The 22,943-nt window shown below is 40.3% G+C and carries 18 protein-coding genes and 6 tRNA genes; 2 read left to right on the top strand and 22 right to left on the bottom strand.

Annotation, left to right across the window (positions count from 1 at the left end; all coding sequences use genetic code 11):
* Positions 1-9: 9 nt before the first annotated feature.
* The 3 genes from G4417_RS09945 to G4417_RS09935 form a co-directional block, all read right to left on the bottom strand.
* On the bottom strand, positions 10-846 hold the full coding sequence (locus G4417_RS09945; protein WP_173683331.1) for a PRD domain-containing protein: 837 nt from the start codon (positions 844-846) through the stop codon (positions 10-12).
* 26 nt (positions 847-872) lie between these two features.
* Positions 873-3,041: a PTS transporter subunit IIABC gene (locus tag G4417_RS09940; protein WP_173683330.1), complete on the bottom strand. Its 2,169-nt coding sequence runs from the start codon at positions 3,039-3,041 to the stop codon at positions 873-875.
* Positions 3,042-3,567: 526 nt separating this feature from the next.
* Positions 3,568-3,639: transfer RNA gene (locus tag G4417_RS09935), tRNA-Gln, on the bottom strand.
* Positions 3,640-4,054: 415 nt separating this feature from the next.
* Between G4417_RS09935 and G4417_RS09930 the strand changes: the two genes are divergently transcribed.
* On the top strand, positions 4,055-5,518 hold the full coding sequence (locus G4417_RS09930) for a nicotinate phosphoribosyltransferase (protein WP_173683329.1): 1,464 nt from the start codon (positions 4,055-4,057) through the stop codon (positions 5,516-5,518).
* A 92-nt stretch (positions 5,519-5,610) separates the two neighbouring features.
* Here the strand turns inward: G4417_RS09930 and G4417_RS09925 are convergent, their stop codons facing one another.
* The 6 genes from G4417_RS09925 to G4417_RS09900 form a co-directional block, all read right to left on the bottom strand.
* A complete protein-coding gene (locus G4417_RS09925; protein ID WP_173683328.1) occupies positions 5,611-6,813 on the bottom strand; it encodes a metallophosphoesterase in 1,203 nt (400 codons plus the stop codon).
* A gap of 154 nt (positions 6,814-6,967) precedes the next feature.
* A complete protein-coding gene (gene spoVT, locus G4417_RS09920) occupies positions 6,968-7,516 on the bottom strand; it encodes a stage V sporulation protein T (protein WP_173683327.1) in 549 nt (182 codons plus the stop codon).
* Positions 7,517-7,760: 244 nt separating this feature from the next.
* Positions 7,761-9,785, bottom strand: coding sequence for a beta-galactosidase (locus G4417_RS09915; RefSeq protein WP_173683326.1), 2,025 nt, complete (start codon positions 9,783-9,785; stop codon positions 7,761-7,763).
* 500 nt (positions 9,786-10,285) lie between these two features.
* The gene (locus G4417_RS09910; protein WP_173683325.1) at positions 10,286-11,293 is read right to left on the bottom strand and encodes a LacI family DNA-binding transcriptional regulator; all 1,008 of its coding nucleotides are present in this window, start codon (positions 11,291-11,293) and stop codon (positions 10,286-10,288) included.
* A gap of 75 nt (positions 11,294-11,368) precedes the next feature.
* Positions 11,369-11,554, bottom strand: coding sequence for a hypothetical protein (locus G4417_RS09905; RefSeq protein WP_118569751.1), 186 nt, complete (start codon positions 11,552-11,554; stop codon positions 11,369-11,371).
* Positions 11,545-12,333 carry a ParA family protein gene (locus G4417_RS09900; RefSeq protein ID WP_173683324.1) on the bottom strand — a complete coding sequence of 263 codons (789 nt, stop codon included), beginning with the start codon at positions 12,331-12,333 and terminating at the stop codon, positions 11,545-11,547. Before G4417_RS09900 ends, G4417_RS09905 begins: the two co-directional genes overlap by 10 nt.
* 395 nt (positions 12,334-12,728) lie before the next feature.
* Between G4417_RS09900 and trhA the strand changes: the two genes are divergently transcribed.
* Positions 12,729-13,391, top strand: a complete 663-nt coding sequence (gene trhA / locus G4417_RS09895; RefSeq protein WP_173683323.1) for a PAQR family membrane homeostasis protein TrhA — start codon at positions 12,729-12,731, stop codon at positions 13,389-13,391.
* An 87-nt stretch (positions 13,392-13,478) separates the two neighbouring features.
* Here trhA and G4417_RS09890 read toward each other — a convergent pair whose 3' ends face one another.
* From G4417_RS09890 to G4417_RS09830, 13 genes are all read right to left on the bottom strand, one after another.
* Positions 13,479-14,450 carry an N-acetylmuramoyl-L-alanine amidase family protein gene (locus tag G4417_RS09890; RefSeq protein WP_243268851.1) on the bottom strand — a complete coding sequence of 324 codons (972 nt, stop codon included), beginning with the start codon at positions 14,448-14,450 and terminating at the stop codon, positions 13,479-13,481.
* A 47-nt stretch (positions 14,451-14,497) separates the two neighbouring features.
* The gene (locus G4417_RS09885; protein WP_173683322.1) at positions 14,498-14,740 is read right to left on the bottom strand and encodes a GIY-YIG nuclease family protein; all 243 of its coding nucleotides are present in this window, start codon (positions 14,738-14,740) and stop codon (positions 14,498-14,500) included.
* 347 nt (positions 14,741-15,087) lie between these two features.
* Positions 15,088-16,527: a glycoside hydrolase family 32 protein gene (locus tag G4417_RS09880; protein WP_173683321.1), complete on the bottom strand. Its 1,440-nt coding sequence runs from the start codon at positions 16,525-16,527 to the stop codon at positions 15,088-15,090.
* Entirely contained in the window at positions 16,524-18,455 is a 1,932-nt protein-coding gene (locus G4417_RS09875; RefSeq protein WP_173717684.1) for a PTS beta-glucoside transporter subunit IIBCA, read from the bottom strand. Before G4417_RS09875 ends, G4417_RS09880 begins: the two co-directional genes overlap by 4 nt.
* A 282-nt stretch (positions 18,456-18,737) precedes the next feature.
* The gene (locus G4417_RS09870) at positions 18,738-19,727 is read right to left on the bottom strand and encodes a LacI family DNA-binding transcriptional regulator (RefSeq protein ID WP_173683319.1); all 990 of its coding nucleotides are present in this window, start codon (positions 19,725-19,727) and stop codon (positions 18,738-18,740) included.
* A 139-nt stretch (positions 19,728-19,866) separates the two neighbouring features.
* The gene (locus tag G4417_RS09865) at positions 19,867-20,775 is read right to left on the bottom strand and encodes a M23 family metallopeptidase (RefSeq protein WP_173683318.1); all 909 of its coding nucleotides are present in this window, start codon (positions 20,773-20,775) and stop codon (positions 19,867-19,869) included.
* A gap of 89 nt (positions 20,776-20,864) precedes the next feature.
* On the bottom strand, positions 20,865-21,692 hold the full coding sequence (locus G4417_RS09860) for a SpoIID/LytB domain-containing protein (RefSeq protein ID WP_243872114.1): 828 nt from the start codon (positions 21,690-21,692) through the stop codon (positions 20,865-20,867).
* A gap of 133 nt (positions 21,693-21,825) precedes the next feature.
* On the bottom strand, positions 21,826-22,191 hold the full coding sequence (locus G4417_RS09855) for a hypothetical protein (protein WP_173683316.1): 366 nt from the start codon (positions 22,189-22,191) through the stop codon (positions 21,826-21,828).
* Positions 22,192-22,438: 247 nt separating this feature from the next.
* Positions 22,439-22,511 (bottom strand) — tRNA-Lys (locus G4417_RS09850).
* A 31-nt stretch (positions 22,512-22,542) separates the two neighbouring features.
* Positions 22,543-22,615: transfer RNA gene (locus G4417_RS09845), tRNA-Phe, on the bottom strand.
* Positions 22,616-22,619: 4 nt separating this feature from the next.
* Positions 22,620-22,693 (bottom strand) — tRNA-Met (locus G4417_RS09840).
* Between the two features lie 20 nt (positions 22,694-22,713).
* A tRNA-Thr gene (locus G4417_RS09835) sits at positions 22,714-22,786 on the bottom strand.
* Between the two features lie 17 nt (positions 22,787-22,803).
* Positions 22,804-22,885 (bottom strand) — tRNA-Tyr (locus G4417_RS09830).
* Positions 22,886-22,943: the final 58 nt, after the last annotated feature.

The raw sequence follows: 22,943 nt of genomic DNA, 5'->3' as shown, positions 1-22,943 counted from the left end.
CTCTGATTTTTATTCTTCTTCTCTGTCCATCATTCTCTCCAGATGCATTGCCAGATAACCGATCTCTATATCCGGTATGGGAAGCTTCAGGCTTTTTTCCATTTTACGACAGATTTTCTCAGCTGTCATATAGGGACCGGGAAATTTCACAGACATGTAGTCATTCAGACTCATTTTCAGCTTTTCCCCATGAATGGCTCTGGCAACCATATATCGTACATGGTTCATCAGACGGTTATAGCTCAGAGACATTACATCAATAGATTTTCCGGTCTCTTCCTCAACCATACAGATACATTCCCTGACTGTTCTGGCGATTTCCATTGCCTGGGAAACATTCTCATCCACAATGGCAGCATGAACATGGAGGGCAATATATCCGATCTCATGTTCATCGATCCTGATTCCCAGTTTTTCTTTCAGAAGGTCACGGATACATCCCGCAACCTTATATTCTTTATAAAACATAATACGGATGTCATCTGTCAGTGGATTACTGATCTGTTCACCGTTCTGTATACGGCGGACAGCGAAATCAAGATGGTCTGCCATGGTAAAAAGAATGGAACGGTCAACCTTTCCAAATTCCTCTTCTGCCTGATCCAGCACCTCATTGGCAAGCTCCAGACACAGTGGCGAAACAGACTTGATAATTTCCTTTGCCTCTCCACGGTCTGTCAGCTCCTTCAGGGAATATACCCTAGCATCTCCGGTTACAGAAACTGTCTGTCCCACTTTTTTGCCAAAAGCAACTCCCTTTCCCATAATCAGACATTCCTGATCATTTTTACTCTCAATTCCCATAAAGGAATTATGATTTAATATTTTCGTTATCCTGTATGACATCCGTATTTTCCCCATCCGGGCAGATATTACTGAAGAACCTCTATCTCAAAAAGCGGTTCCCCTGCCTTTATCTGACCCTCCTTCAAAAGATGAATCCTCTGGTTATCCTCCAGTTCTGTACAGAGAACAGGAGATACGATAGAGGGCGCATTCTGGCTCAGATAATCCAGATCCAGTTTCAGCATAGGATCTCCCTTCTTTACCTCCTGGCCGCTTTCTACCAGCGCCTCAAATCCTTTTCCATTTAATTTTACTGTATCAATTCCCACATGGATCAGCAGACTGATTCCTGACTCTGTTATAAATCCAATGGCATGCTTTGTGTCAAAAACAAAGGCTACCTCGCCGTCTTCCGGTGCATATACATAAGGATCTTCCGGTGTGACTACCGCACCGTCTCCCATCATTTTCTGGGCAAAAGCCTCATCCGGTGCAGTGACAAGATCTGCCGCTGTACCACTGATCGGACTGGAAATCACAATTGTGTCCACAACCTTCTGTCCTGCTTCCTCTTTTGGAGTTTCTTTTTCCTGTACCTGTGATTCTGCTGCAGGTGTTTCCAGTGTATCCGGTGCTGTTTCCAGATAATCTTCCAGATTAGACTTGATCACAGTAACGTTAGGACCGTAAATAACCTGTACACCTTGTCCCTTGTGTACCACTCCGGATGCACCTGTTGCTTTCAGAACTCCGTCATTCACCAGAGCTGCATCCTTTACTGTACAACGAAGTCTTGTGGCACAGCAATCCACATCACTGATGTTTTTCTTTCCGCCCAGACCTCTGGTGATTGCTTCACTGACAGAATCTGCTCCGGCCTCTGTATTCTCACCCTTCTGTGCTTCTTTACGGGCATTTACATCAGCCTTTGTATAAAGCTTAGTTTCTGTATCATCATCCTCACGGCCAGGTGTCTTGAAATCAAACTTTTTAATCATAAATTTGAAAATAAAGTAATATAAGAAGAAATAAATAATACCTACCGGGATAACCCTCATCCAGCTTGTTTTCTCATTTCCCTGGAGAATACCAAACAGGAAGAAATCCAGGAAACCACCGGAGAAGGTAAGTCCTACTGCAATATTCAGCATATGCGCGATCATATATGCACTTCCTGCCAGCACTACCTGAACTGCAAACAGTGCCGGAGCAACAAACAGGAATGAAAATTCCAGAGGTTCTGTGATACCGGTTGCCATACATGCCAGTGCTGCAGACAGCAAAAGACCGCCTGCTGCTTTTTTCTTCTCAGGCTTTGCACACTGATACATTGCCAGTGCCGCACCCGGAAGGCCAAAGATCATAAAAATAAATTCTCCTGAGAAATATCTGGTTGCGTCTGCACTGAAATGTGCAATATTAGCAGAATCAGCAAGCTGGGCAAAGAAAATATTCTGTCCACCCTGAACCATTTTTCCGGCAACCTCCATGGTACCACCCACAGCAGTCTGCCAGAAAGGCATATAAAATACATGATGCAGACCAAAAGGAATCAGTGCACGCTTGATCAGACCAAAGATCAGTGTTCCCACATAACCGGTTCCTGTTACCAGTCCGCCCAGTGCATAAATACCATTCTGGACTACCGGCCATACAAAATACAGAAGGATTCCCACAAACATATATACAATCGTGGAAATGATCGGTACAAAACGGGTTCCTCCAAAAAAGGAAAGAGCATTTGGAAGCTGTATCCTGTAGAATCTATTATGCAGGGCAGCTACTCCCAGTCCTACAATAATGCCGCCAAACACACCCATCTGAAGTGACTGGATACCGCATACAGAGGTAATGGTTCCCTCCAGGACAGTCTCTGCCACCTGTCCGTTGTCAAGGATCTGTCCTGTAACAGTAAGCATGGCATTGATTGCTGTATTCATTACAAAAAATGCAATAACTGCTGATAAAGCTGCAACCTCTTTTTCCTTCTTTGCCATACCGATGGCTACACCTACGGCAAAAATCAATGGCAGGTTATCAAATACCGCACTTCCCACACTGTTCATGATTACCAGCAGGGAGTGAAGTAAAGTCCCTTCACCAAGAATCTTTGTCAGACCATAGGTTTCAATTGTGGTTGCATTTGTAAAAGAACTTCCGATACCGAGAAGCAGTCCCGCTACCGGCAGAATTGCGATGGGAAGCATAAAGCTTCGTCCCACTCGCTGCAAAACGCTGAAAATCTTGTCTTTCATGTGACTCTTATCTACCTTTCCTGTTTCATAGTTTCTGCATAAGCAGACATATCTATTTACGGAAATAGTTTCTGCATAAAAAACCTTTTTCAACCGATTTTTGTACAAAAAAAGGCATTAACATACATAAACTCTCTCCGTTATGTATAGTTAATGCCTCCAAAATCGAGTTACACACTACAACTATTGAAAATATAGCATGCCAAATTCTCTTTGTCAACCCATTATTCCACTTATTCTGGCAGATATTCGCAAAGAAATAGTGTTACTGTTCACTCCGTTCTCAGCAACACGCTTCGCGATGCACAGAATTTATGCTAATCGCATAAATTCGCGCGGTATGTCTCGGTTTTTCTGTGACCTTCGCTCACAAAAAACGCCTCGCGGGATATTACCAGTGAACAGTAACGAAATAGTTTCTTATCTCCGGAATTCATACCCTTTTCCATGCAAAAAACAAAAAACTATCTTTTTATTTTCCAATCCAGATACAAAAAAGCACCTCATACCGAGGTGCCTCATGTAGCAGGGCTACAAGGATTCGAACCTTGAACTGACGGAGTCAGAGTCCGTTGCCTTACCGTTTGGCGATAGCCCTTTATGTTTTGTTTTCGCTACTTCGTTCGCGACAATTGGTATTATATAATAGTCTTTCGAAAAATGCAACCCCTTTTTTGAAATTTTTTTAATTTTTTTTATTTTTCTTCAAAAACATGAAAATACCGCCTATTTCCCGGAGTTTTTTTATGTACTCCGGGAAAAATTATGCTATAATCAATAACAACTTATTGCTGCTTCTGGTACACTCTTTCTTAAATATGTCAATCCTCACAATGCCTTTAAGAGACTTGCCATAGAGATCAAAGCAGCAGGAAATCTTAATAATAATTTCTCCAGGCTATATATGATGATGTTCAGGTCAAAAGGTATTCAGCCCCTGACCTGATATCTGTAAATTGCGATAAACAGTTACACCCGAGATATTATTATGTACCCAAAAAGGAGAGCTATCTATGAGAGCTAATAATCTTACTCTGCTCACAGACCTTTATGAACTTACTATGATGCAGGGCTATTTTAAGAACCCAACGAACCAAACTGTTATCTTCGATATGTTTTACCGTACCAATCCATGCGGAGGTGCATTTGCCATCACTGCTGGTCTGGAACAGATGATTGAATATATTGAGAATCTTAAATTCACAGATGAAGATATCGAATACCTCAGAAGCCTGAATATTTTTGAAGAGGACTTCCTTGAATATTTAAGCAACTTCCGTTTCACAGGTGATATCTATGCAATTCCTGAGGGAACAGTTGTCTTCCCAAGAGAACCACTTGTCAAAGTTGTAGCACCTATCATGGAAGCTCAGCTTGTAGAGACAGCAATCCTGAATATCATCAATCACCAGAGCCTCATTGCTACCAAAGCAGCCCGCGTCTGCTATGCTGCAAAGGGTGATGCGATCATGGAATTTGGTCTGCGCCGTGCTCAGGGACCGGATGCTGGTATCTTTGGCGCACGTGCCGCAGTCATCGGTGGCTGTGCCGGTACTTCCTGTGTTCTCACAGGCAAAATGTTTGATGTACCGGTACTTGGAACTCATGCGCACAGTTGGATCATGAGTTTCCCGGATGAATATACCGCATTCAAAACCTATGCCAAACTTTATCCCAATGCCTGCACTCTGCTGGTTGACACCTACGATGTCCTGAAATCCGGTGTTCCAAATGCAATCCGTGTATTTGAGGAAATGCGCGAAGAAGGTATTCCTCTTACCAAATACGGTATCCGTATCGACAGTGGTGATCTTGCCTACCTGTCCAAAGAAGCATATAAGATGCTTGCTGCTGCCGGATTTGATGATGCAGTTATTTCCGCTTCCAGCGATCTGGATGAATATCTCATTGAGAGCCTGAAGGCTCAGGATGCCAAGATTAATTCCTGGGGTGTCGGAACACGGCTGATCACTGCCAACGATAATCCTGCATTCGGCGGTGTATACAAACTTGCTGCTGTCAAAGATGCAGACAGTACCGAATTTACACCTAAGATCAAGCTTTCCGAAAACACAGAAAAAGTAACCAACCCTGGAAATAAAACCGTATATCGTCTCTATAATAAGAAAACCGGAAAAATCAGAGCAGATCTTATCTGCCTTGCTGATGAAAAGCTTGATGCAGACCAGAACATGGTTCTCTTTGATCCAATCGATACATGGAAAAAAACAAAAGTTCTCGGCGGAACCTATGAAGTACGCGAACTTCTCGTTCCTGTTATCAAAGAAGGTAAACGAGTCTATGAATCTCCATCTGTTATGGAGCTTCGCGATTACTGCCAGAAAGAGCAGAATACTCTCTGGGATGAATCCAGACGTTTCGTAAATCCTCAGAAAGTATATGTAGACCTTTCTCAGAAACTCTGGGATCTGAAAAAAGACCTTCTGGAAGAAATGAGTGAGAAAGCTCTCGACTGAGCACAAAATCAGATCAGACATAACTAAACAGACAAGTCCCCGGCTTCAACTGCTTATTGATTTTTGCAGTTGAAGCCGGGGACTTACTTGATTCAGTTAAAACATATACTGACATCACAGATTTCACTTTTAGTCCCAACTCTCATATTTGGTCCAAAAAGCCCTACACCGGATGTAACAATATTATGCATATTTTCTTTTTTCAGATAACCACATTTATTTTCCCAGAAGAATCTGATCACAATATTTCCCGGAAATACCTGTCCGTCATGGGTATGTCCGCAGAGATCCACGTCCACCCCCGCATCCGCCAGCTCCTGCTGTTCTCTCGGCTCATGATCGATGACCAGCACAGGCAGTGACAGATTCATACCCTCTGTAATCTCCTGCGGAATCTTTCGTTTATCAATCCCCCGTCCCGGACGCTCATAATCCGGTCGTCCATACAGATAAAAGGAATCATCAATGAGCACATACTCATCTCTCAGAAGCGTAATCCCCGCTTTCTCCAGAAACTCATCCATCTCCGGGGTACTCTCTTTCTTTTCCTTACTGCCAAAGGTGAATCCTGCCAGGATCTTTTCCTGAATATCATGATTTCCGTAACATGCATACACACCATACTTCGACCGAATTCCTCTCAATATCTCTGCCAGTTTTTCCGGATCATCCAGTGCCTCATATTCATTGTCAAAAATATCTCCTGCCACTACCACCAGATCCGGTTTCTGCTCATTGATCTTCTCTGTCATCTGCTCCATCTGCTTACAGCCAATATTATATCCCAGATGAAGATCTGCAACCAGAACCACATTTAACTCCTTTATACTTCCTGCCTTTTTATCAACAGAAATATTGTATTTCGTTGTATGTATATTTCCTGCACTGATCACTCCATAAATACTGACTGCTGAAATGATCACCGCACAGACAGCTCCCACAACAGCAGTTCCCATATTGCTGAAAAGCAGTTCTCTTCCAGGAAAACCAAGATTTCTAAGAGGATGTTTCAGTAACAGTCTCAGTCCATCCGCGATTCCCAAAGTCATAAGTGTATACATTAAGACACCCAGCCAGTAATTACTCAGAAGCTTCATAAACCTCCTAAATCCAGACGCAGGTGCCATAAATGCGATCAGTATACTAAACACTACAAATAAATATACAAGTCCAATCCCTCTGCACACCCACACATTTTGAAAAACCGTATGTAATACCTGAAACCAGTGCAGGCTGCGAAGCAGGATATATACACACACCAACAGATAAAACGGTGCCAGATATATTGCAGCCATATAATATGTCTCCTTTCCAACTCTCATTGCCATAATAATTTCATTACTATAATAATTTCATTACTGTAACAATTCCAGAAAATCATAACTGCTTCTTATTATACAAAAAAGAATCCTCAGCCGCTACTATAAGCTGCTGAAGATTCTATGAATTTTACTGTTCCATCTGCCTTCCCAGAAATCCGCTTGCTGTTCTGATGAGCATCTTCTCTGATTCACCCATCACATCCCTTTCACTCTTTCCCAGTAAAAGCACCGATCCTACTGTATCTCCTGCACTGATGATAGGCTGCATGATCTGGGAATACAAAGGTTCTCTCTGTTCCTGAGTCACAGGTATCCTGCTTCTGTCATTTCCGTTAGCAAACACAGAACTTCTCTCCGCAATTGCATCTTCCAGAGCTTTGCTGATAGGTTTTCCCATATATTCCCTGCTTCCCTGTCCCGCAGCAGCCACTACCTGATCGTGATCTGTGATACACGCTACCATCCCGCTTGACTGTGCCAGAGCCTCTGCATATTCCTTTGCAAAGACATTCAGTTCTCCGATGGGGGAATACTTTTTCAGAATGATCTCCCCCTCCCGGTCAGTAAAAATCTCCAGTGGTGTCCCCTCTTTTATCCGCAGCGTTTTTCTGATCTCCTTAGGAATGACCACACGCCCCAGATCATCTATGCGCCGAACAATTCCTGTCGCTTTCATGCACTTTTCTTCCTCCTGTTTTTCCTTTTATCGAAGTTTACTGTCTTTGTACCCTTCAGTTTCCATATCATGTGTTGTATGGTTATTATGTGGAAAAACAGGGAGAATATACATTTCTGTATTTACAAAAAATGCCATTTAACCACAATCAGGCGGTTAAACCTGAATAAAAAAGAACCCCTTCACCAGGCAGTATCAATCTCTGCTTAAAGTGAAGGGATTTCCTCATCCATCGTTATTTATTTTACACGATAACCTTCGCAACTGCAAGACCATAAACTTTAAGTTTATCGCTGCCATTGCCATAAATCCAGCTGATCTCGCCTTCCGGTACGGGAATGCTTACAGCTTCTGTTCCGAAATTCTGATAAATATAATATTTCTCATTTTCATTCTCTCTCACTGTAATCTCAAGTGCATCCGGGATTTCTTCTTTGATTCCGCAGGAAACGCCGCTGTCTTTGAGCACTTTTTCAAGGAAGTCTCCATAGAATTCTTTATCAGCATCTGCTGCCACATACCATGCCTTACCTTTGCCGTATTCATTCACTGTCAGGCAGGAATAGCCTTCATAGAAATCACTTCCGTAGATCATTAAAGTACGTGCTCCGCGAAGCTCCACAAGGTCGCACAGATATTTACATGTATAAGTCTTATCCAGTCCAAGTTCATTGCCAGCCACAGGAACAAAAGAATTTTCTTCCCAGTCATAAAGGCCGTCAATTTCTGTGCTTCTGATTCCCAGTACATCCATCAGTCCATGTGGTGTTCCTTCCAGATAACACCTGTCTGTATCATCTGCAATTCCGGACCAGTAGCTTGTGATCAATGTACCTCCGTTTTCCACGAACGCACGAACCTTTTTGGCAAAACCTTCCTTGAACATATAAACCATTGGAAGAGCCAGTACTTTATATTTATCCAGTTCACAGGTCATATCGATAACATCCACATTGACGCCCTGCTTACGGAAACCTCTGTAGAATTTCAGCATTGCTTCCAGATAATGAAGCCCTTTATTTCTGGGTCCCTGGCTGTCCTCCATTGCCCACTGGCTGTCCCAGTCATAAAGCATGGCAACCGAGCTGTTCACAGTTGTTCCTGCCAGTTCTTTTAACTCTTTCAGAACTTCTCCAACCCTGGAAAATTCTTTGAACACTCTTGTATCATTTCCACCGTAATGATCGATCACTGCTCCGTGGAACTTCTCAGAAGCACCTCTGCTCTGGCGAATCTGGAAATAGAGAGCACCTTCTCCGCCATGTGCAATTGCCTGCATGGACTGTGCAAAAAGCATTCCCGGTTTCTTTAATTTGCTCACACTCTGCCAGTTTGTAGAAGTCGGACAGGATTCCATCTGAAAGAACGGCTTTCCTTTCAGAGAACGCATCAGATCATGGCACATTCCATTGTCATAAGCTGTATCAATCACTGCTTCTTTATGCCATGTCGGATAAGTATCCCAGGAAACCACATCTATCTCTTTTGCAATCTTAAAATAATCTAAGCCGCCGAAATAGTGCATCAGGTTTGCAGTAGTCGGAAGTGTACTTCCTCCCTCTCTCAGTGCTGCAATCTCATGATGAATGAAATCAGCAGTCTGATGAGTGACAAAGCGTTTCCAGTCCAGATTCAGTGCATGAAGCTGTGTCTCACCAATCTTAGACGGACTCTCGATCTGGTCAAAGCTGTTATAAGTATGACTCCAGAAAGTGGTGCACCACTTATCATTCAGATTTTCAATAGTCTGATATTTCTCTTTCAGCCAGTTACGAAATGCTTTCTGGCACAGCGGACAATGACATTCTCCGCCATACTCATTGGAAATATGCCACAGGATCACACCCGGATGTGTGGCAACCTCCTGTGCCAGCTTTTTGTTAATAATATGTACCTTCTCTCTGTAAACAGGAGAAGTATAACAATGATTATGTCTGAATCCAAACAACGCTCTATGGCGTGTCTCATCTACACGGAGCACCTCCGGATACTTATCTGCCATCCATTTGGGTCTTGCACCTGACGGTGTAGCCAGAATTGTAGAAATTCCTCTTTTATAAAGCTTATCAATGATTTCCTGCAGCCATTCAAAATGAAATACACCTTCTTCTGGCTCCAGTGTGGACCAGGAAAAAATCCCAAGGCTTACTACATTACAGCCAGACTCCTCCAGCATATCAATATCTTTTTCCAGAATATCCGGTCTCTTTAACCACTGTTCCGGGTTATAATCACCGCCATGGAGCAGCTTATCTGTTCTAAAGTCCATACTTGTTCTCCTCTTAATTCTCTATTCTCAGTCGTTTTCTTTTTCACTATCATATTTAATACTCTATCCAATTTCAAAACACACTATTCTCGCTGCTTATTACTTTTCTCAGTCAAAGCAGACGGGATTTGATTTCATTCTTCTTACAGGATATAGTTTGCAATTACTCCAAGTTTGTTTGCGCAACCGATTGTTCATATTTTTAGTATATTCCTTTATATTAATAAAGTCAATTAGCCATTATTATCTAATTTCGAATCTCTTTTTTGTCATATCACACAATTCATGACTGATTTTTCCATTTTTCAAACACACACGAATCCTGCTTGCAGGATTCCTCCGCCTGTGGCGAGTCGCTTCAGCGACATAATTCCTCTCTTCCACAATGCGATCCTGCCCGGGAACTTTTTATGTTACAGAAACATTATGAAGTAATTTCCCATGAAAAAAAATCCTCTAATTATTGATTCTCCAATAATTACAGAGGATTTTTCATTTTTCTACTGTGTTGACTCACGCAGCATCACCTGATAATTCAGAGTTAACGTATCCTCCAAAGGCTTCTCCCCTAGGATGTTCAGTAATTTCGCACATGCCATCTTTCCCAGTCTTACTGTATCAAAGCATATACTAGTGATCGGTGGATTATTATATTCCAGATTTTTACTGTCATACATACTGGCTATTTTTATTTCTTCAGGAACCGATATTTTCTTTTCCCTCAGACTGCTCAGACACATGCTGCAGATCACATCATCCATACAGACAATACCATCTGCGCCTTCTTCAAGCAGTCTCTTCACAGCATCAGATACTGCTGCCTGATTATCCGTATCCATGAAAATCAGATTTTCGTTAACAGAAACTCCCATTTCCTCATGTGCTTCCAGAAAGCCCTGATATCTGCTCCCAGTAACATTGTAGGACTGATTTCCACCCAGAAGTGCCAGATTTCGAAAACCTTTCATCAGCATAATACTTGTCAGTTCTTTTCCGGCTTCCTGGTTCTTGTTATCTACAAACGGAACTTCCGGATCTGAAGACGGGCCGATCAATATATATGGTTCTTTACAGTTCTTCAGATATTTCTGTACCTTGGAACTTACCACTGCTCTGCTTACAATGATCCCATCGACTTTTCGATTTGCCTCCAGTCTCTGTATCTGCGATACATCTGCTCCATCAATCATAGAAATAATAATATCATAATCATAGGAGGAGGCCATCTCACAGATTCCATTCATGCAGTCTTTAAAAAAAAGAAACTCTGTGGCAACATAATCCTTCGGCATCAGCAGCGCAATATTATAAGTTTTACGCTGTGCCAGTCCCTTTGCCACAACATTTGGTCTGTAATCATGTTCTTTTATAAATGCCTGCACTCTTTCTCTGGTAGCCTGACTGATTCTTCCCTTTCCTGAGATAGCCCGTGATACCGTAGTCTTACTTACCCCAAGCTCCCGGGCAATATCTTCTATTGTATATACCTTCTTTTCTTCTGTTTCCATAAAATACCCCACCGTTTTTGCGCAATCGCTTGTTTATTCTCTATAACACAATAATCAAGCACTTACAAGTAAATTTTAAAGAAGATATACCGGCAGTTCCTCATTAATATGAACAAAACCTTTTGCTGTTTTTTTCTTTTCTTCTGTAACAGACATTATTTCCAGTTTCTCTGCATCTTTTGCGGATACAACAGGCTTCTTTACGTTTTTCCCTGCACCTGCATTTGCTGCACGCCGAATACTCTCCCTGCCTACTGACATAATTCCATGACCTCCTCTGCCAATCTCATATATTCCCTGGCACTTCTGCTTGATTTTTTATATTCCACAACCGGAATACTGTTATCCTGTGACCATTCTATAGAGCTGTCCACTCTGATGATCTGCTCAAATACATGAATATCCTCAAGTTCATGCAGTGTTTCCATTGTCTGTTTATAATAATTCTTTCTTGTATCTACCTTTGTCACTGCAATTCCGGCAACTTCCAATTCCGGTGAGATCTGTTTCACCTCATTGAGAAATTCAAACATATTCGCAAGTCCGAACATTCCCCATGGACTTGCCTCAACAGGAATCACCACTTTATCTGACGCACAGAGAATATTCATTACCCATCCACCCAGTGTCGGCGGCGCGTCGATCAATATATAATCATAAATCTCTGCATCTTTGATCTTCTGCATACATTTTCGCAAAATGAATTCTCTCTGCCATTTTGTAAACAGTTCATATTCTATAGAACTCATCAACGTGGATGATGGAATGAGATCCAGATTTTCATAAGGAGTATGTACTATATAATCACTCAGATCTTCCTGCTTTTTTATCGCATAATACAGATTCAGCTCCCCTGCTGCATGTTCCAGCACCCAGTTCTCTGAAAAAAAAGCAAGTGACAGATTCAGCTGCATATCTCCATCAATCAAAAGAACTTTCTTTCCAGACTGAGCCATTGCAGCTCCCAGATTAGAACATGTAGTAGATTTTCCACTCCCGCCTTTATTATTTGTAAAACATATCGTTATTGTTTTCCCCATGAAACATCCCCCAGTCACTGACCTTTATAAGTACCTCTTTAAACCCTGTTTTTGTGTTTCAATTATTCTCATTATAGAAGTTTTACCACCCTTTTTCAACTATTTTCCAAGTATGTCTGCCTTTTGTTTCCATGATATGTTTATTACTACAGTTTCGTTTAATGTAATTATTTGATTTCCAAAATAAATACTTGATTTTTTTTATATTTGTGTTATAGTATTTGCATACCTGATATGTAGTTTTTAAAACTACATTACATTGTTTTTATTATATTTACATGCAGAGTTGATTTTTTGCATAGTCTTTATAGGATATAAGACTGTACAAAGTTGCAAATATCTGTCTTTTATCAACTCTCCTACAGGCACATGCAAAATGAATGGAGGCGTTTATTATGAAAATCAGATTAAAAGATCCCGGAAGTGCGATCACCCATGGTATTGCCCTTCTTCTCGCTGCAGTCGGAGCAGTACCTCTTATCATCAAAGCAGCACGTTCTTATGACGTGATCCATATTGTTGCTTTAAGTATTTTTATCCTTACCATGATTCTGCTCTATGCAGCCAGTACCATTTATCATTCTGTAGATTCTACAGAGAAAGTTAATCGACGGCTGCGAAAGATGGACCATATGATGATCTTTGTGATGATTGCAGGAAGCTACACTCCTGTATGCCTGATTGTTCTTCATAACCGTATCGGCTATATTTTATGTGCTCTGGTATGGAGCATCGCGATCCTTGGCATAATCTTAAAAGGTTGTTGGATCACATGCCCGAAGTGGTTATCATCTATACTGTATATCGGTATGGGTTGGCTATGTGTACTGGCATTTGTTCCGATTTTCCATGCACTTCCCCGTGCAGGTTTCGACTGGCTTCTTGCAGGAGGAATTATTTATACTATCGGCGGTGTGATCTATGCACTGAAAGTTCCGCTTTTTGATTCCAGACATAAGAATTTTGGTTCCCACGAAATTTTTCATATCTTTGTTATGCTCGGAAGTGCCTGCCACTTTGTTGTCATGTATTTCTTTGTTGCACCGCTTCCGGTCTGAAGCATGACAACCCTTTTATAGAACACGATAAATCAAAGGGTACAGCACTCACTGGCTGTACCCTTTGATTTTAATCTATTGCAATCCTCATATCGCAACTTTTCTGATTGCAGACAGACCATAGGTTCTGTATGTTGCACCAAAATATTTGGAATAGTTTTTCGCCTCCGCAAATAATGGATCATACACAAGTCCGCCAATCTCAGCCCAACAGTGTCCGCTTCCACCAACTTTATTTGTGTCTACGCATACATAAACATTTTTATATCCCAATGCCTTAGCCAGATATGCAAATGCACATGCATCTGAAAAACAATTTCCACCATGACCCACAGTATTGGAATCTACCAGATAATCATTTGCATACAGTGCCGGCCATGAAGTCTGATTCATAAAGATTCTTTTAGTCGAATAATTATGTTTGATCACCCAGTTAAAACAGGTCTGAAATTTCTTTCCCTTCGACATACCTGATGTAGTAATCTTGCTGACTACATTTTTCGCCCGCTGCAGTGTCTCATACTCATACGCTTTCTGAGAACTCATTTTCTTTCCGTCTGCATAATATAAAGTATTTCCCTTTTTCTGTGCTTCCAGAATGCCTTTCTCGGTACAGTAATATGTATATTTTCCTAATTTGACAGTTCCTTTTTTCATCACTCCTTTTTCACTGAAATAGTAATATTTTCCTTTTATTTTCTGTACACCGGTACAGCGCTTTCCATCTGTGCCAAAATAATACTTTTTATTTTTATATGTAATCCATCCTTTCTTCATATATCCATTTTTATCAAAATAGTATATACTCTGATCTTCTGAAACTTTTTTCATTCCCACATAATATTTATCATTTTTATAATAACGTTTTTTACTGCCAAATGTATACCAGCCATTTTTCACTTTCGGCACTGGGGTTGGCGTCGGGGTTTCTGTCGGTGTGATCTCTACAACCGGTATTTCTGTTGGTTTCGGATTTACTGCAATATCAGCTCCCATCACAGGTACACTGCACATTATACATACAGCACATATTGCAATCCACTTACTCATCCTTTTCATCTTTCTTTCCTCCTTGAATAACCTGACAATGTCTCTGTTCCATAAAATCAGAAGTTTATCAGTTCCAATTTTCTGTGTCTGGTAAACTGTTTTATCTGATATTCGCGTCTCATTGCTTCTTCTTTTGTAGAAAATCCTTCATAATATACAAGCGTAACCGGTCGTTTCGTCTTCGTATATTTCGCACCGTTTTTTCCTTCGTTATGTGCCTTCATCCGCTTCTGCAAACTGTTTGTCCACCCTGTATAAAGCGTTCCATCTGCACACCTGACAATGTAAGTATAGTTCATTATGCTCTCCATCTGAAATACAATTATAATGCCGGCAAATGATTTATAGCAGTCCTCTTAATCCAATATATTCATAACCCGCTCCGTTATTTATTCATAACCAAACGGACCTATTACCAAAAACAGTTTTTTGAGTTATGTAAAGGACAACCACATGTTAAAGACCTGCAGTCATCCCTATTTCTATATTAAACAGCCGGCACAAATCGTGTATTTTATTCAGACATACCTTTCTTTCCTGACCATCCATTCCGGATATATCAAAAGGCATTTATATGTCAAAAAAGCAGGCAGGGAAACCGACTGTGGATTTTCTTTCCCTCCTGCTTTATTATACGTTTATTTTTCTATTTTGTGAATATCATCTTTCGAAGATTCCAGAAATTTCCCCTGAACTTTCCTCCCATGATCTTCAACTGCAGATCATCCCTGTCCGGATAATACCTAGTTGAAAAAACTGTCTCTCCATCATTCAGATAAATTTCCACTGCAGAAGTATCTGCAAGAAGACGGATATTTTTCAATTCTCCAGTCTTTGCTCTTCTCTTTGTTCTTCCTGCACCCGAAACTTCAGAAAATCCAAGCTCTGCAATATTATTCTCATACTTAAAAATCATCTGACCGCCCATGCTGATCTGAAAGCTGCTGCCTGTCACATTAATTTCTTCAAGTACCAGATCAAACCCTTCATTTACCTCTACCCGAACCTCCATGATTGTCTTCTCATCATAAAGAATCGTTTTTTCTTTTCGCAGCCCCTCCAGTTCCTTTGCCGGATTCTGAAGTATCTTTCCATCCCGTACAGTCAGTTCTCTCGGGATTGTAAGACAATGCTGCCATCCTTCATCTATAGTCTTGTTCACATATTCATCTTCTGCATCCGGCATCCCCATCCATCCGATAAGAAGCCTTCTTCCTTTGTTGTCCACGAAGGTCTGAGGGGCATAGAAATCAAATCCTTTATCCCATTCCTGAAAATCTTCTGCAGATACAGAACCATCTTCTTTTACCGGGAAATATCCTGACTGATAAACATTCTGAAAACGGAATTCTTCCCTCTTCAATCCCTGCGGTGATATAGACAGAAATTTCTGTCCATCCAGTTCAAAGTAATCCGGACACTCCCACATATATCCGAAAGCCTCCGATGTAGTGATCGTACGCTCAAATTTCCATTCCCTGAGATTTTCTGAGCTGTAAAACAGAACTGCACCTTTATCCTCTTTCAGACGCCCTCCCAGAACCATATAGTACTTATCATTTTCTTTCCATACCTTTGGATCGCGGATATGACAGGTGAAATTTTCCGGATATTTTTCAAAAGAAATTACTTCTTCTTTGTCTCCAAAATGAATACCATCTTCACTCTCCACATGAAGAGTACTTGTTTCACGGCCTTCATTAATGTAATCATAATCTCCGTCTATCTTAACATTTCCCGTAAAAAACAAATGCATTTTCCCGTGCTCTGTAAACGCAGATCCAGAGTAGACACCATGACAGTCATACGGTGAATCCGGATAAAGAGCTGTCCCCTCATATTTCCAATCTACCAGATCTTCACTTGTGTAATGTCCCCAGAATTTCAGACCGCCCTCCACATCAAAAGGTGCGTACTGAAAGAACACATGATATCTGCCCTTATACCAGCATAATCCATTGGGATCATTTAACCATCCCATCGGTGGCATCAGATGATGCCCCAGACGGAATCTCCCTTCTGTCATGTCTGCATTCTTTTCAATCTCTGCTACATTTTTTTCAAGAACTTTCGTTAAAGTGCTCATTTCACAATCTCCAATACTTTATCTGACGGTGTTACAGAACCTTCCTGCAAAATTTTCACATCTTTATAATCATCTGAATTAGTTACTATAAGAGGGGTCGTCATATCATATCCTGCATCTTTGATTTTATCCATATCAAAAGAGATTAGAAGCTGACCTTTGTTTACATGGTCGCCTGCTTTTACATGCGCTGTATAATATTTTCCCTCCAGTTCTACTGTATTAATTCCAATATGGATGAGAAGTTCCATACCATTTTCTGTACTTAATCCAACCGCATGTTTTGTATCAAAAATAGTCTCAACTGTTGCATCACATGGAGCAACAACCTCGCCTTTAGATGGGATTACCGCAACTCCCTTTCCAAGCACTTCAGATGCAAATGTCGCATCATTTACCTGTGAAAGCAAAATCGCAGTTCCTTCTGATATACTGTAAAGCACAGCATCATCTAGATTATCTTTTTCTGTTGCCAATTTATCTCCGATGATTTCAACACTTTCAGTACTTTCAGAATACTTAGCGTCTTTATTTATCACAGTACTCTTATCTGCTGCCACATTCTTATATCCGAACAGCCATGTAAGCACAAAAGCTACGCCAAAAGCAATCACAAACATCAGAAGATAAGAAACCGGATTATTCAGACAGAGTAAAATTCCAAAGATACCGGTCACGCCAGTTCCTGTAGCACCCAGTCCTGTAACAGATGCAAACAATGCACCACCGATACATCCCATTACAAACGGTTTTCCAAAACGAAGATTTACACCAAAGATTGCGGGTTCAGTAATTCCCATACACGCACTTAATGCAGACGGGACAGCCATGGATTTAATCTTCTGATCCTTCGTTTTCAATGCAACAGCAAGAGCAGCACCACCCTGTGCAATATTCACTGCGGATGCAAGAGGCAGCCAATAAGTAACTCCAAACTTGGATATCTGTCCAAGGTCAATGATCGTGTACATGTGATGAACACCAGCAACAACCGTTGGTGCATAAAGCGCTCCCATAATGAAACTTCCAACACCAAATGGCAATGCGATCAGCCACTGAATACCATTCAGAAGTCCATTTTCAACAGCAACAAAAATTGGTCCGATAATAGATAAAGTCAGATATCCTGTTACAAATACACTCACAAGAGGGGTAACAAACAGGTCAAACATTGCCGGTACAATTTTATGAAGTCGCTTCTCAATCTGAGCAAGTACCCACACTGCAATGATAACCGGGATTACATGTCCCTGATATCCAATCATATCAACAGAATAAAGTCCAAACCATACTTTCTGCGTTGCCTTAACACCTTCTGTGGCAACTGTCCATGCATTCTGCAGGTTCGGATGAATCATGATCATACCGATAACCGCACCCAGATATGGATTTGCTCCAAATACCTTAGCACCGCTGTATGCGATCAGGATCGGCAGAAACGTATATGCCGTATTACTGAAAAGCTGTGCAAATGTATAGATTGAACCACTGGTATCAATATTCAGGAATCCATTGTTTACCATGAAGTTCAGTGCTTCCATGATTCCCATCAGGAAACCGCTTGCAACAATCGCAGGAATGATCGGTACAAAAATATCTCCAAGTGTCTTGATCATTCTCTGTACCGGATTTGCTCTGGAAGCTGCAACCTTTTTCAAATCTTCTTTACTGCTCTCAGAAACTCCTGCAATCCGAATAAACTCATCATATACTTTGTTAACCACACCAGTTCCCAAAATAATCTGCATCTGTCCCTGTGCAAAGAAAACACCTTTTACACCTTCAATGTTCTCAACATATTCTTTATCAGCCTTTGAATTATCGCCGATAACCAGGCGAAGACGTGTGGCGCAATGAGCTGCGGAAATAATATTCTCTTTTTTCCCAATGTGGTCATATATTTCCTGAGCTGTCTTTCTGTAATCCATGATATCCTCCTTCTTATTTATGTAATCGTTCCCACATTTGTGTACATTCTATATTTATAACAACCTGACAAGTATATCCTATTATATTGACAGATTGATTCTGATTTTATTATAAATATATTTGTATTTTTATGGAATCGTTCTCATATATTGATTTTATTATATCCAACACATTTTCATTTGTAAATACGGAACATATCACAAATCTTTCATCCTATTTTTGTATATTATATATAAAAAGAGTTAAGAGAACCTATTAACTATCCCTTAACTCTTTTTGTCCTATATGCTTCGATGAGATCCTCGCATCACAACCTTGCATCCCATCTTAATTTCTTTATGTATCGGCACATTTTCCGACTCCATTAATTCTATCAACATCCTGGCAGCTTCCTTTCCACTTGTCTTATAGAAAAAATGTACAGTTGTCAGATTTGGCTCCACAATTTTTCCAAGATAACTGTCTCCCATTCCTGCAACCTGAACCTGCATTGGAATCTGGTATCCATTTTTCTTTAACCAGTTCACAGCACCTACTGCCATAGTATCCGTCGCACAGATTAAAGTATCAATATCCGGATATTCATTAAATAACTCCTCTGTTTTCTCATATCCTGATTCCAGTGTAAAGCTTCCACACTTAACACAATCACTGTTAAGCTCTATTCTATTTTTTTTCAAAACCTCCTCTACTCCTGAAAGTCTCTTTCTTCCAACAGCTTCATCTTTATCCGTAACTGTAATATACCCAAACTTCTTTCCACTTTTCACCAGCTCTTCAGTAAGGCTCATCGCCGCTTTATAATCATCCTGATAAATACACGGATATCCCTCCAGATGCTGTCCAAGTAAAACAATTGGAACCCTATACTCCTTCAGCATATCCTTATGCTGCTTTGTCAGAATAGTTGCAATAAAAATAACTCCATCCACCTGATTATCCCTAAAAAGTGAAAGGTATTTCAATTCTTCTTCAGTACTGTTATTAGTATTCGCAAGTATCAGTTGATACCCCTGTTTCGTAAGAATATCACTGATTCCCGCAACTTCCCTGCTGATCGTATTAGAATCAATCTTTGGCAAAATAACACCTACAAGTTTCGTTTTCTTTGTACGTAGCATTTGTGCCTGAGAAGATGGCTGGTATCCCGTTTCTTCTATGACTTTTCTGATGATTTTCTTTTTCTCTTCACTGACGTAACCCTGATTTAAATATCTGGATACTGTAGCTCTGGAGACCCCTGCCAGTTTCGCAATCTCGTTAATATTCATGCAAAAGCTCCCTTTCTTTTTCTGCACAATTTCTTTCTGAAAGTATTTTCTATAATTATACTACGGATATCCTTTCTATGGCAAATATCAAAATTTTTTGCTATAAAAGCAGGCTTCGAAAAGCCTGCTTTGCTGTTCATTACGGAAGATATGCAATCGGATCGATCGGTTCTCCATCCTTTTTCATTTCAAAATAGAGATTTGTTCCTTCTGTGCTGTAATATTTTGTTGGCTGTGCAATATATCCGATAGTAGTTCCTTTTTTAACAGTATCACCTTCTGCTACAGTCAGATCTGCAAGCTGTCCGTAAATTGCCTGATATCCATTTCCAAGCTCCATCGTTACTGTCGTACCTGTTTGTATATCCTGTTCTATAGAATAAACTGTGCCATTAACAGCAGCCACCACAGGTGCCCCTTCTACAGCTCCTACTGCAATAGCAGGACTTAATTTGTACTGATCTAGTGTTGAAAAATAAACTGTCTGATCCATACTATAGTCCTGCAGAATATTTCCATTTACCGGCCACTCCATTAATGTATCTTCTGAAAAATTTATAGCTGGCAAATTGATGGCAGATGCAGAAACATCTGTTGTTTCACCGTTTTCATGATTTTTTTCATTCTGAAGATCATCATTTGTAATCTGTGATAATATTTCCGTATTCTGCTGATTATTCATATCCGAAATGTTATCACTTTTATCCACATCTGCAGCAGTTTTTATTTCTGAATTTTCCACACTATCATCATCAATATCCCCATTTGAATTTTCATTTTCTGGTGATAATTTTACATCATCCAGATCCTCTTCATCAGATATAAGCGGTCTGTTTTCGGATTTAACCTGATCTGCTCCTGCATCAACCATAGACTGCTCATCTGTCTCTTCATTCCGATTACTTTGAACACTCTTTTCTGTCTGTTCTTCAGATGTGTTTTCTTTGGCTGGCGATGTACCTAACTGATATACAGTAATTCCCATTGCTGCCACAGCCGCTAATCCAACGGTATTAGCTATAATACGAGTAATTCTGTTATTCATCATATTCCTTTCACCTCTATTTTCATCTTCATATCTATAGGGTGTCCAGAATAATTACATCTATTCAATAAATTTCAGGTTATATCTTTTCTTTATGAACAGGACAAAGATTCCGAACGAAAGTCATTACTAATCTTCTCTATCTCTGATCCGGGAAAATAATAATCTAAAATTTCTTCCGCTGTTTTTGACTTTTTAGCCATTTCATTTCCTCCGTACTGTGAAAAACCCATTCCATGTCCTCTTCCCCTACACAAAAAACGCACTCTATTTCCCTTGTTCTGAACGGTAAAATTTGCAGAAGTAAGTCCCATTCCCTTCCTAAAAGATTCTCCTTCCAGTATCTTACCATCAGCCAGAATCTCCATAACATATCCGGCACTGTCCCTTGATTTTATTTGGAATATTTCAGGCAGCACATTTTTATTTATATATACACAGTTCAGAAACTCTTTTGAATCTTTATCCACACTGCTTTGGACAGATTTCAGATATAAACTGTCATCACTGTGGAAAACCTCTTCTCCTGCTCTTGTCCGTCCTGCGCTAAGCTCATGATATGGAACTGTCTTTAGTTCACCAGCCCATGTTATAACCCTGCTTTCTGTTGCAATTACCGCCGTTTCATAATTCTTCTGCATAACAGCACTGTGTACTGAATCAATATGTACCTGATCTCTAATCTGCATTAAAATATCACTGAGACTCTTTTCTTCACTTATCTTTCTGTAAATATTTGACCGCGCTATAATTGCCTGTGCCTTTATTGTCTCCAGTTCATAACTATCTCCAATTTGTCCGGCTATAAGAACCGGAAGTACCTCTTCCACATTAAACTTTCTGTTTATTAATGTAGTATCCATACCATTAAAAACAGCAGTAACTATATAAGGAACAAAAAACAGAAAAAAGATACTCATTGTACTGGGAAAAGAAGACTTTTTCATATGAAACCATCCGAATTGTCCGGCTACACTACATAGCCTCTTTCCTTTCAGTATATACACATATATTTATCCATATGTCTACTTTGTTTTATTTATACGGAGACTTTCACCCCGTATTGAAATATGCAGCTTTACTCAATCTATTTTGAATTCTTGGTTCATTCCAGTATATGATTTTTTTCTTTCTGGCATCTTTATTCTCAAAAGGCTGTAAAACAGGTTTATTCTTTTTAGAATCTGTATCCTTAACAAAATACTCCAGGCTTTGTTTTTCATTCCAGGATTCATAATCCCATTTCCGTCTAAAACTCTTTACCATTTTTCCCTGAGCACTATTTTCTCCAACCTTGTTAGTATCTTTTCCATCTTCATAATTTTTTCTTCTGTCTTTCGCCAGTCGCATCACCAAGCAGGTAACAGCTAGCATAATCAATTGAAAACAATCCTTCAGACTTTTTATAAAATTTCTCATAAAATGCCCTCCTGTTCTGCATTCTATACAGTAATAGTAACTTCTGCAGCTTGTCCGCCGTTCAGACTGCGCACTTCCTACGGCTATCAGCTTACTGATATTTTATGCTTCAAAGAGATTATTTTAGAACCTGAAATTTATGCATAATAAAGAATCCTGTCCGGAGGGCTTCTTTATGTTATAGGAACATTACAGAATAATTTCTTATAACATAAAAAACTTCTGTGAATTTCACAGAAGTCTTAAGTGAAGCATCGGGGATTCGAACCCCGGACAACTTGATTAAAAGTCAAGTGCTCTACCGACTGAGCTAATGCTCCATATTTATTTAATTATCACTTTCAAAGTGAATGCCCAGAGCCGGAATCGAACCAGCGACACGAGGATTTTCAGTCCTCTGCTCTACCAACTGAGCTATCTGGGCAAAATAGCGGGGACAGGATTTGAACCTATGACCTTCGGGTTATGAGCCCGACGAGCTTCCAGACTGCTCCACCCCGCGATATTAATTTTTAAATCAAAAGCCGATGATCGGACTCGAACCGATAACCTGCTGATTACAAATCAGCTGCTCTGCCAATTGAGCCACATCGGCTTAGCTTTTACGCTAAGTGGATGGAGAAGGATTCGAACCTTCGAAAGCGTTGCTAACAGATTTACAGTCTGCCCCCTTTGGCCACTCGGGAATCCATCCAAGTATGGAACCTATAGGGCTCGAACCTATGACCCTCTGCTTGTAAGGCAGATGCTCT

It is taken from the genome of Blautia wexlerae, from assembly GCF_013300825.1.
GTDB lineage: Bacteria > Bacillota > Clostridia > Lachnospirales > Lachnospiraceae > Blautia_A > Blautia_A wexlerae_B.
Note: the sequence above shows the minus strand (reverse complement) of the source record. Positions and strands in the feature narration are given on the sequence as shown.

What these genes read in the sequence shown, in the direction of transcription:
- G4417_RS09910 (WP_173683325.1), bottom strand. Translation starts at nt 11,293, where the DNA reads ATGGAAACAGAAGAAAAGAAGGTATATACAATAGAAGATATTGCCCGG.
- G4417_RS09915 (WP_173683326.1), bottom strand. Translation starts at nt 9,785, where the DNA reads ATGGACTTTAGAACAGATAAGCTGCTCCATGGCGGTGATTATAACCCG.
- G4417_RS09870 (WP_173683319.1), bottom strand. Translation starts at nt 19,727, where the DNA reads ATGAATATTAACGAGATTGCGAAACTGGCAGGGGTCTCCAGAGCTACA.
- G4417_RS09945 (WP_173683331.1), bottom strand. Translation starts at nt 846, where the DNA reads ATGTCATACAGGATAACGAAAATATTAAATCATAATTCCTTTATGGGA.
- G4417_RS09885 (WP_173683322.1), bottom strand. Translation starts at nt 14,740, where the DNA reads ATGAACTATACTTACATTGTCAGGTGTGCAGATGGAACGCTTTATACA.
- G4417_RS09875 (WP_173717684.1), bottom strand. Translation starts at nt 18,455, where the DNA reads ATGGATTACAGAAAGACAGCTCAGGAAATATATGACCACATTGGGAAA.
- G4417_RS09860 (WP_243872114.1), bottom strand. Translation starts at nt 21,692, where the DNA reads ATGAGTATCTTTTTTCTGTTTTTTGTTCCTTATATAGTTACTGCTGTT.
- trhA (WP_173683323.1), top strand. Translation starts at nt 12,729, where the DNA reads ATGAAAATCAGATTAAAAGATCCCGGAAGTGCGATCACCCATGGTATT.
- G4417_RS09925 (WP_173683328.1), bottom strand. Translation starts at nt 6,813, where the DNA reads ATGGCTGCAATATATCTGGCACCGTTTTATCTGTTGGTGTGTGTATAT.
- G4417_RS09900 (WP_173683324.1), bottom strand. Translation starts at nt 12,333, where the DNA reads ATGGGGAAAACAATAACGATATGTTTTACAAATAATAAAGGCGGGAGT.
- G4417_RS09905 (WP_118569751.1), bottom strand. Translation starts at nt 11,554, where the DNA reads ATGTCAGTAGGCAGGGAGAGTATTCGGCGTGCAGCAAATGCAGGTGCA.
- G4417_RS09890 (WP_243268851.1), bottom strand. Translation starts at nt 14,450, where the DNA reads ATGAAAAGGATGAGTAAGTGGATTGCAATATGTGCTGTATGTATAATG.
- G4417_RS09940 (WP_173683330.1), bottom strand. Translation starts at nt 3,041, where the DNA reads ATGAAAGACAAGATTTTCAGCGTTTTGCAGCGAGTGGGACGAAGCTTT.
- G4417_RS09855 (WP_173683316.1), bottom strand. Translation starts at nt 22,191, where the DNA reads ATGAGAAATTTTATAAAAAGTCTGAAGGATTGTTTTCAATTGATTATG.
- spoVT (WP_173683327.1), bottom strand. Translation starts at nt 7,516, where the DNA reads ATGAAAGCGACAGGAATTGTTCGGCGCATAGATGATCTGGGGCGTGTG.
- G4417_RS09930 (WP_173683329.1), top strand. Translation starts at nt 4,055, where the DNA reads ATGAGAGCTAATAATCTTACTCTGCTCACAGACCTTTATGAACTTACT.
- G4417_RS09880 (WP_173683321.1), bottom strand. Translation starts at nt 16,527, where the DNA reads ATGAGCACTTTAACGAAAGTTCTTGAAAAAAATGTAGCAGAGATTGAA.
- G4417_RS09865 (WP_173683318.1), bottom strand. Translation starts at nt 20,775, where the DNA reads ATGATGAATAACAGAATTACTCGTATTATAGCTAATACCGTTGGATTA.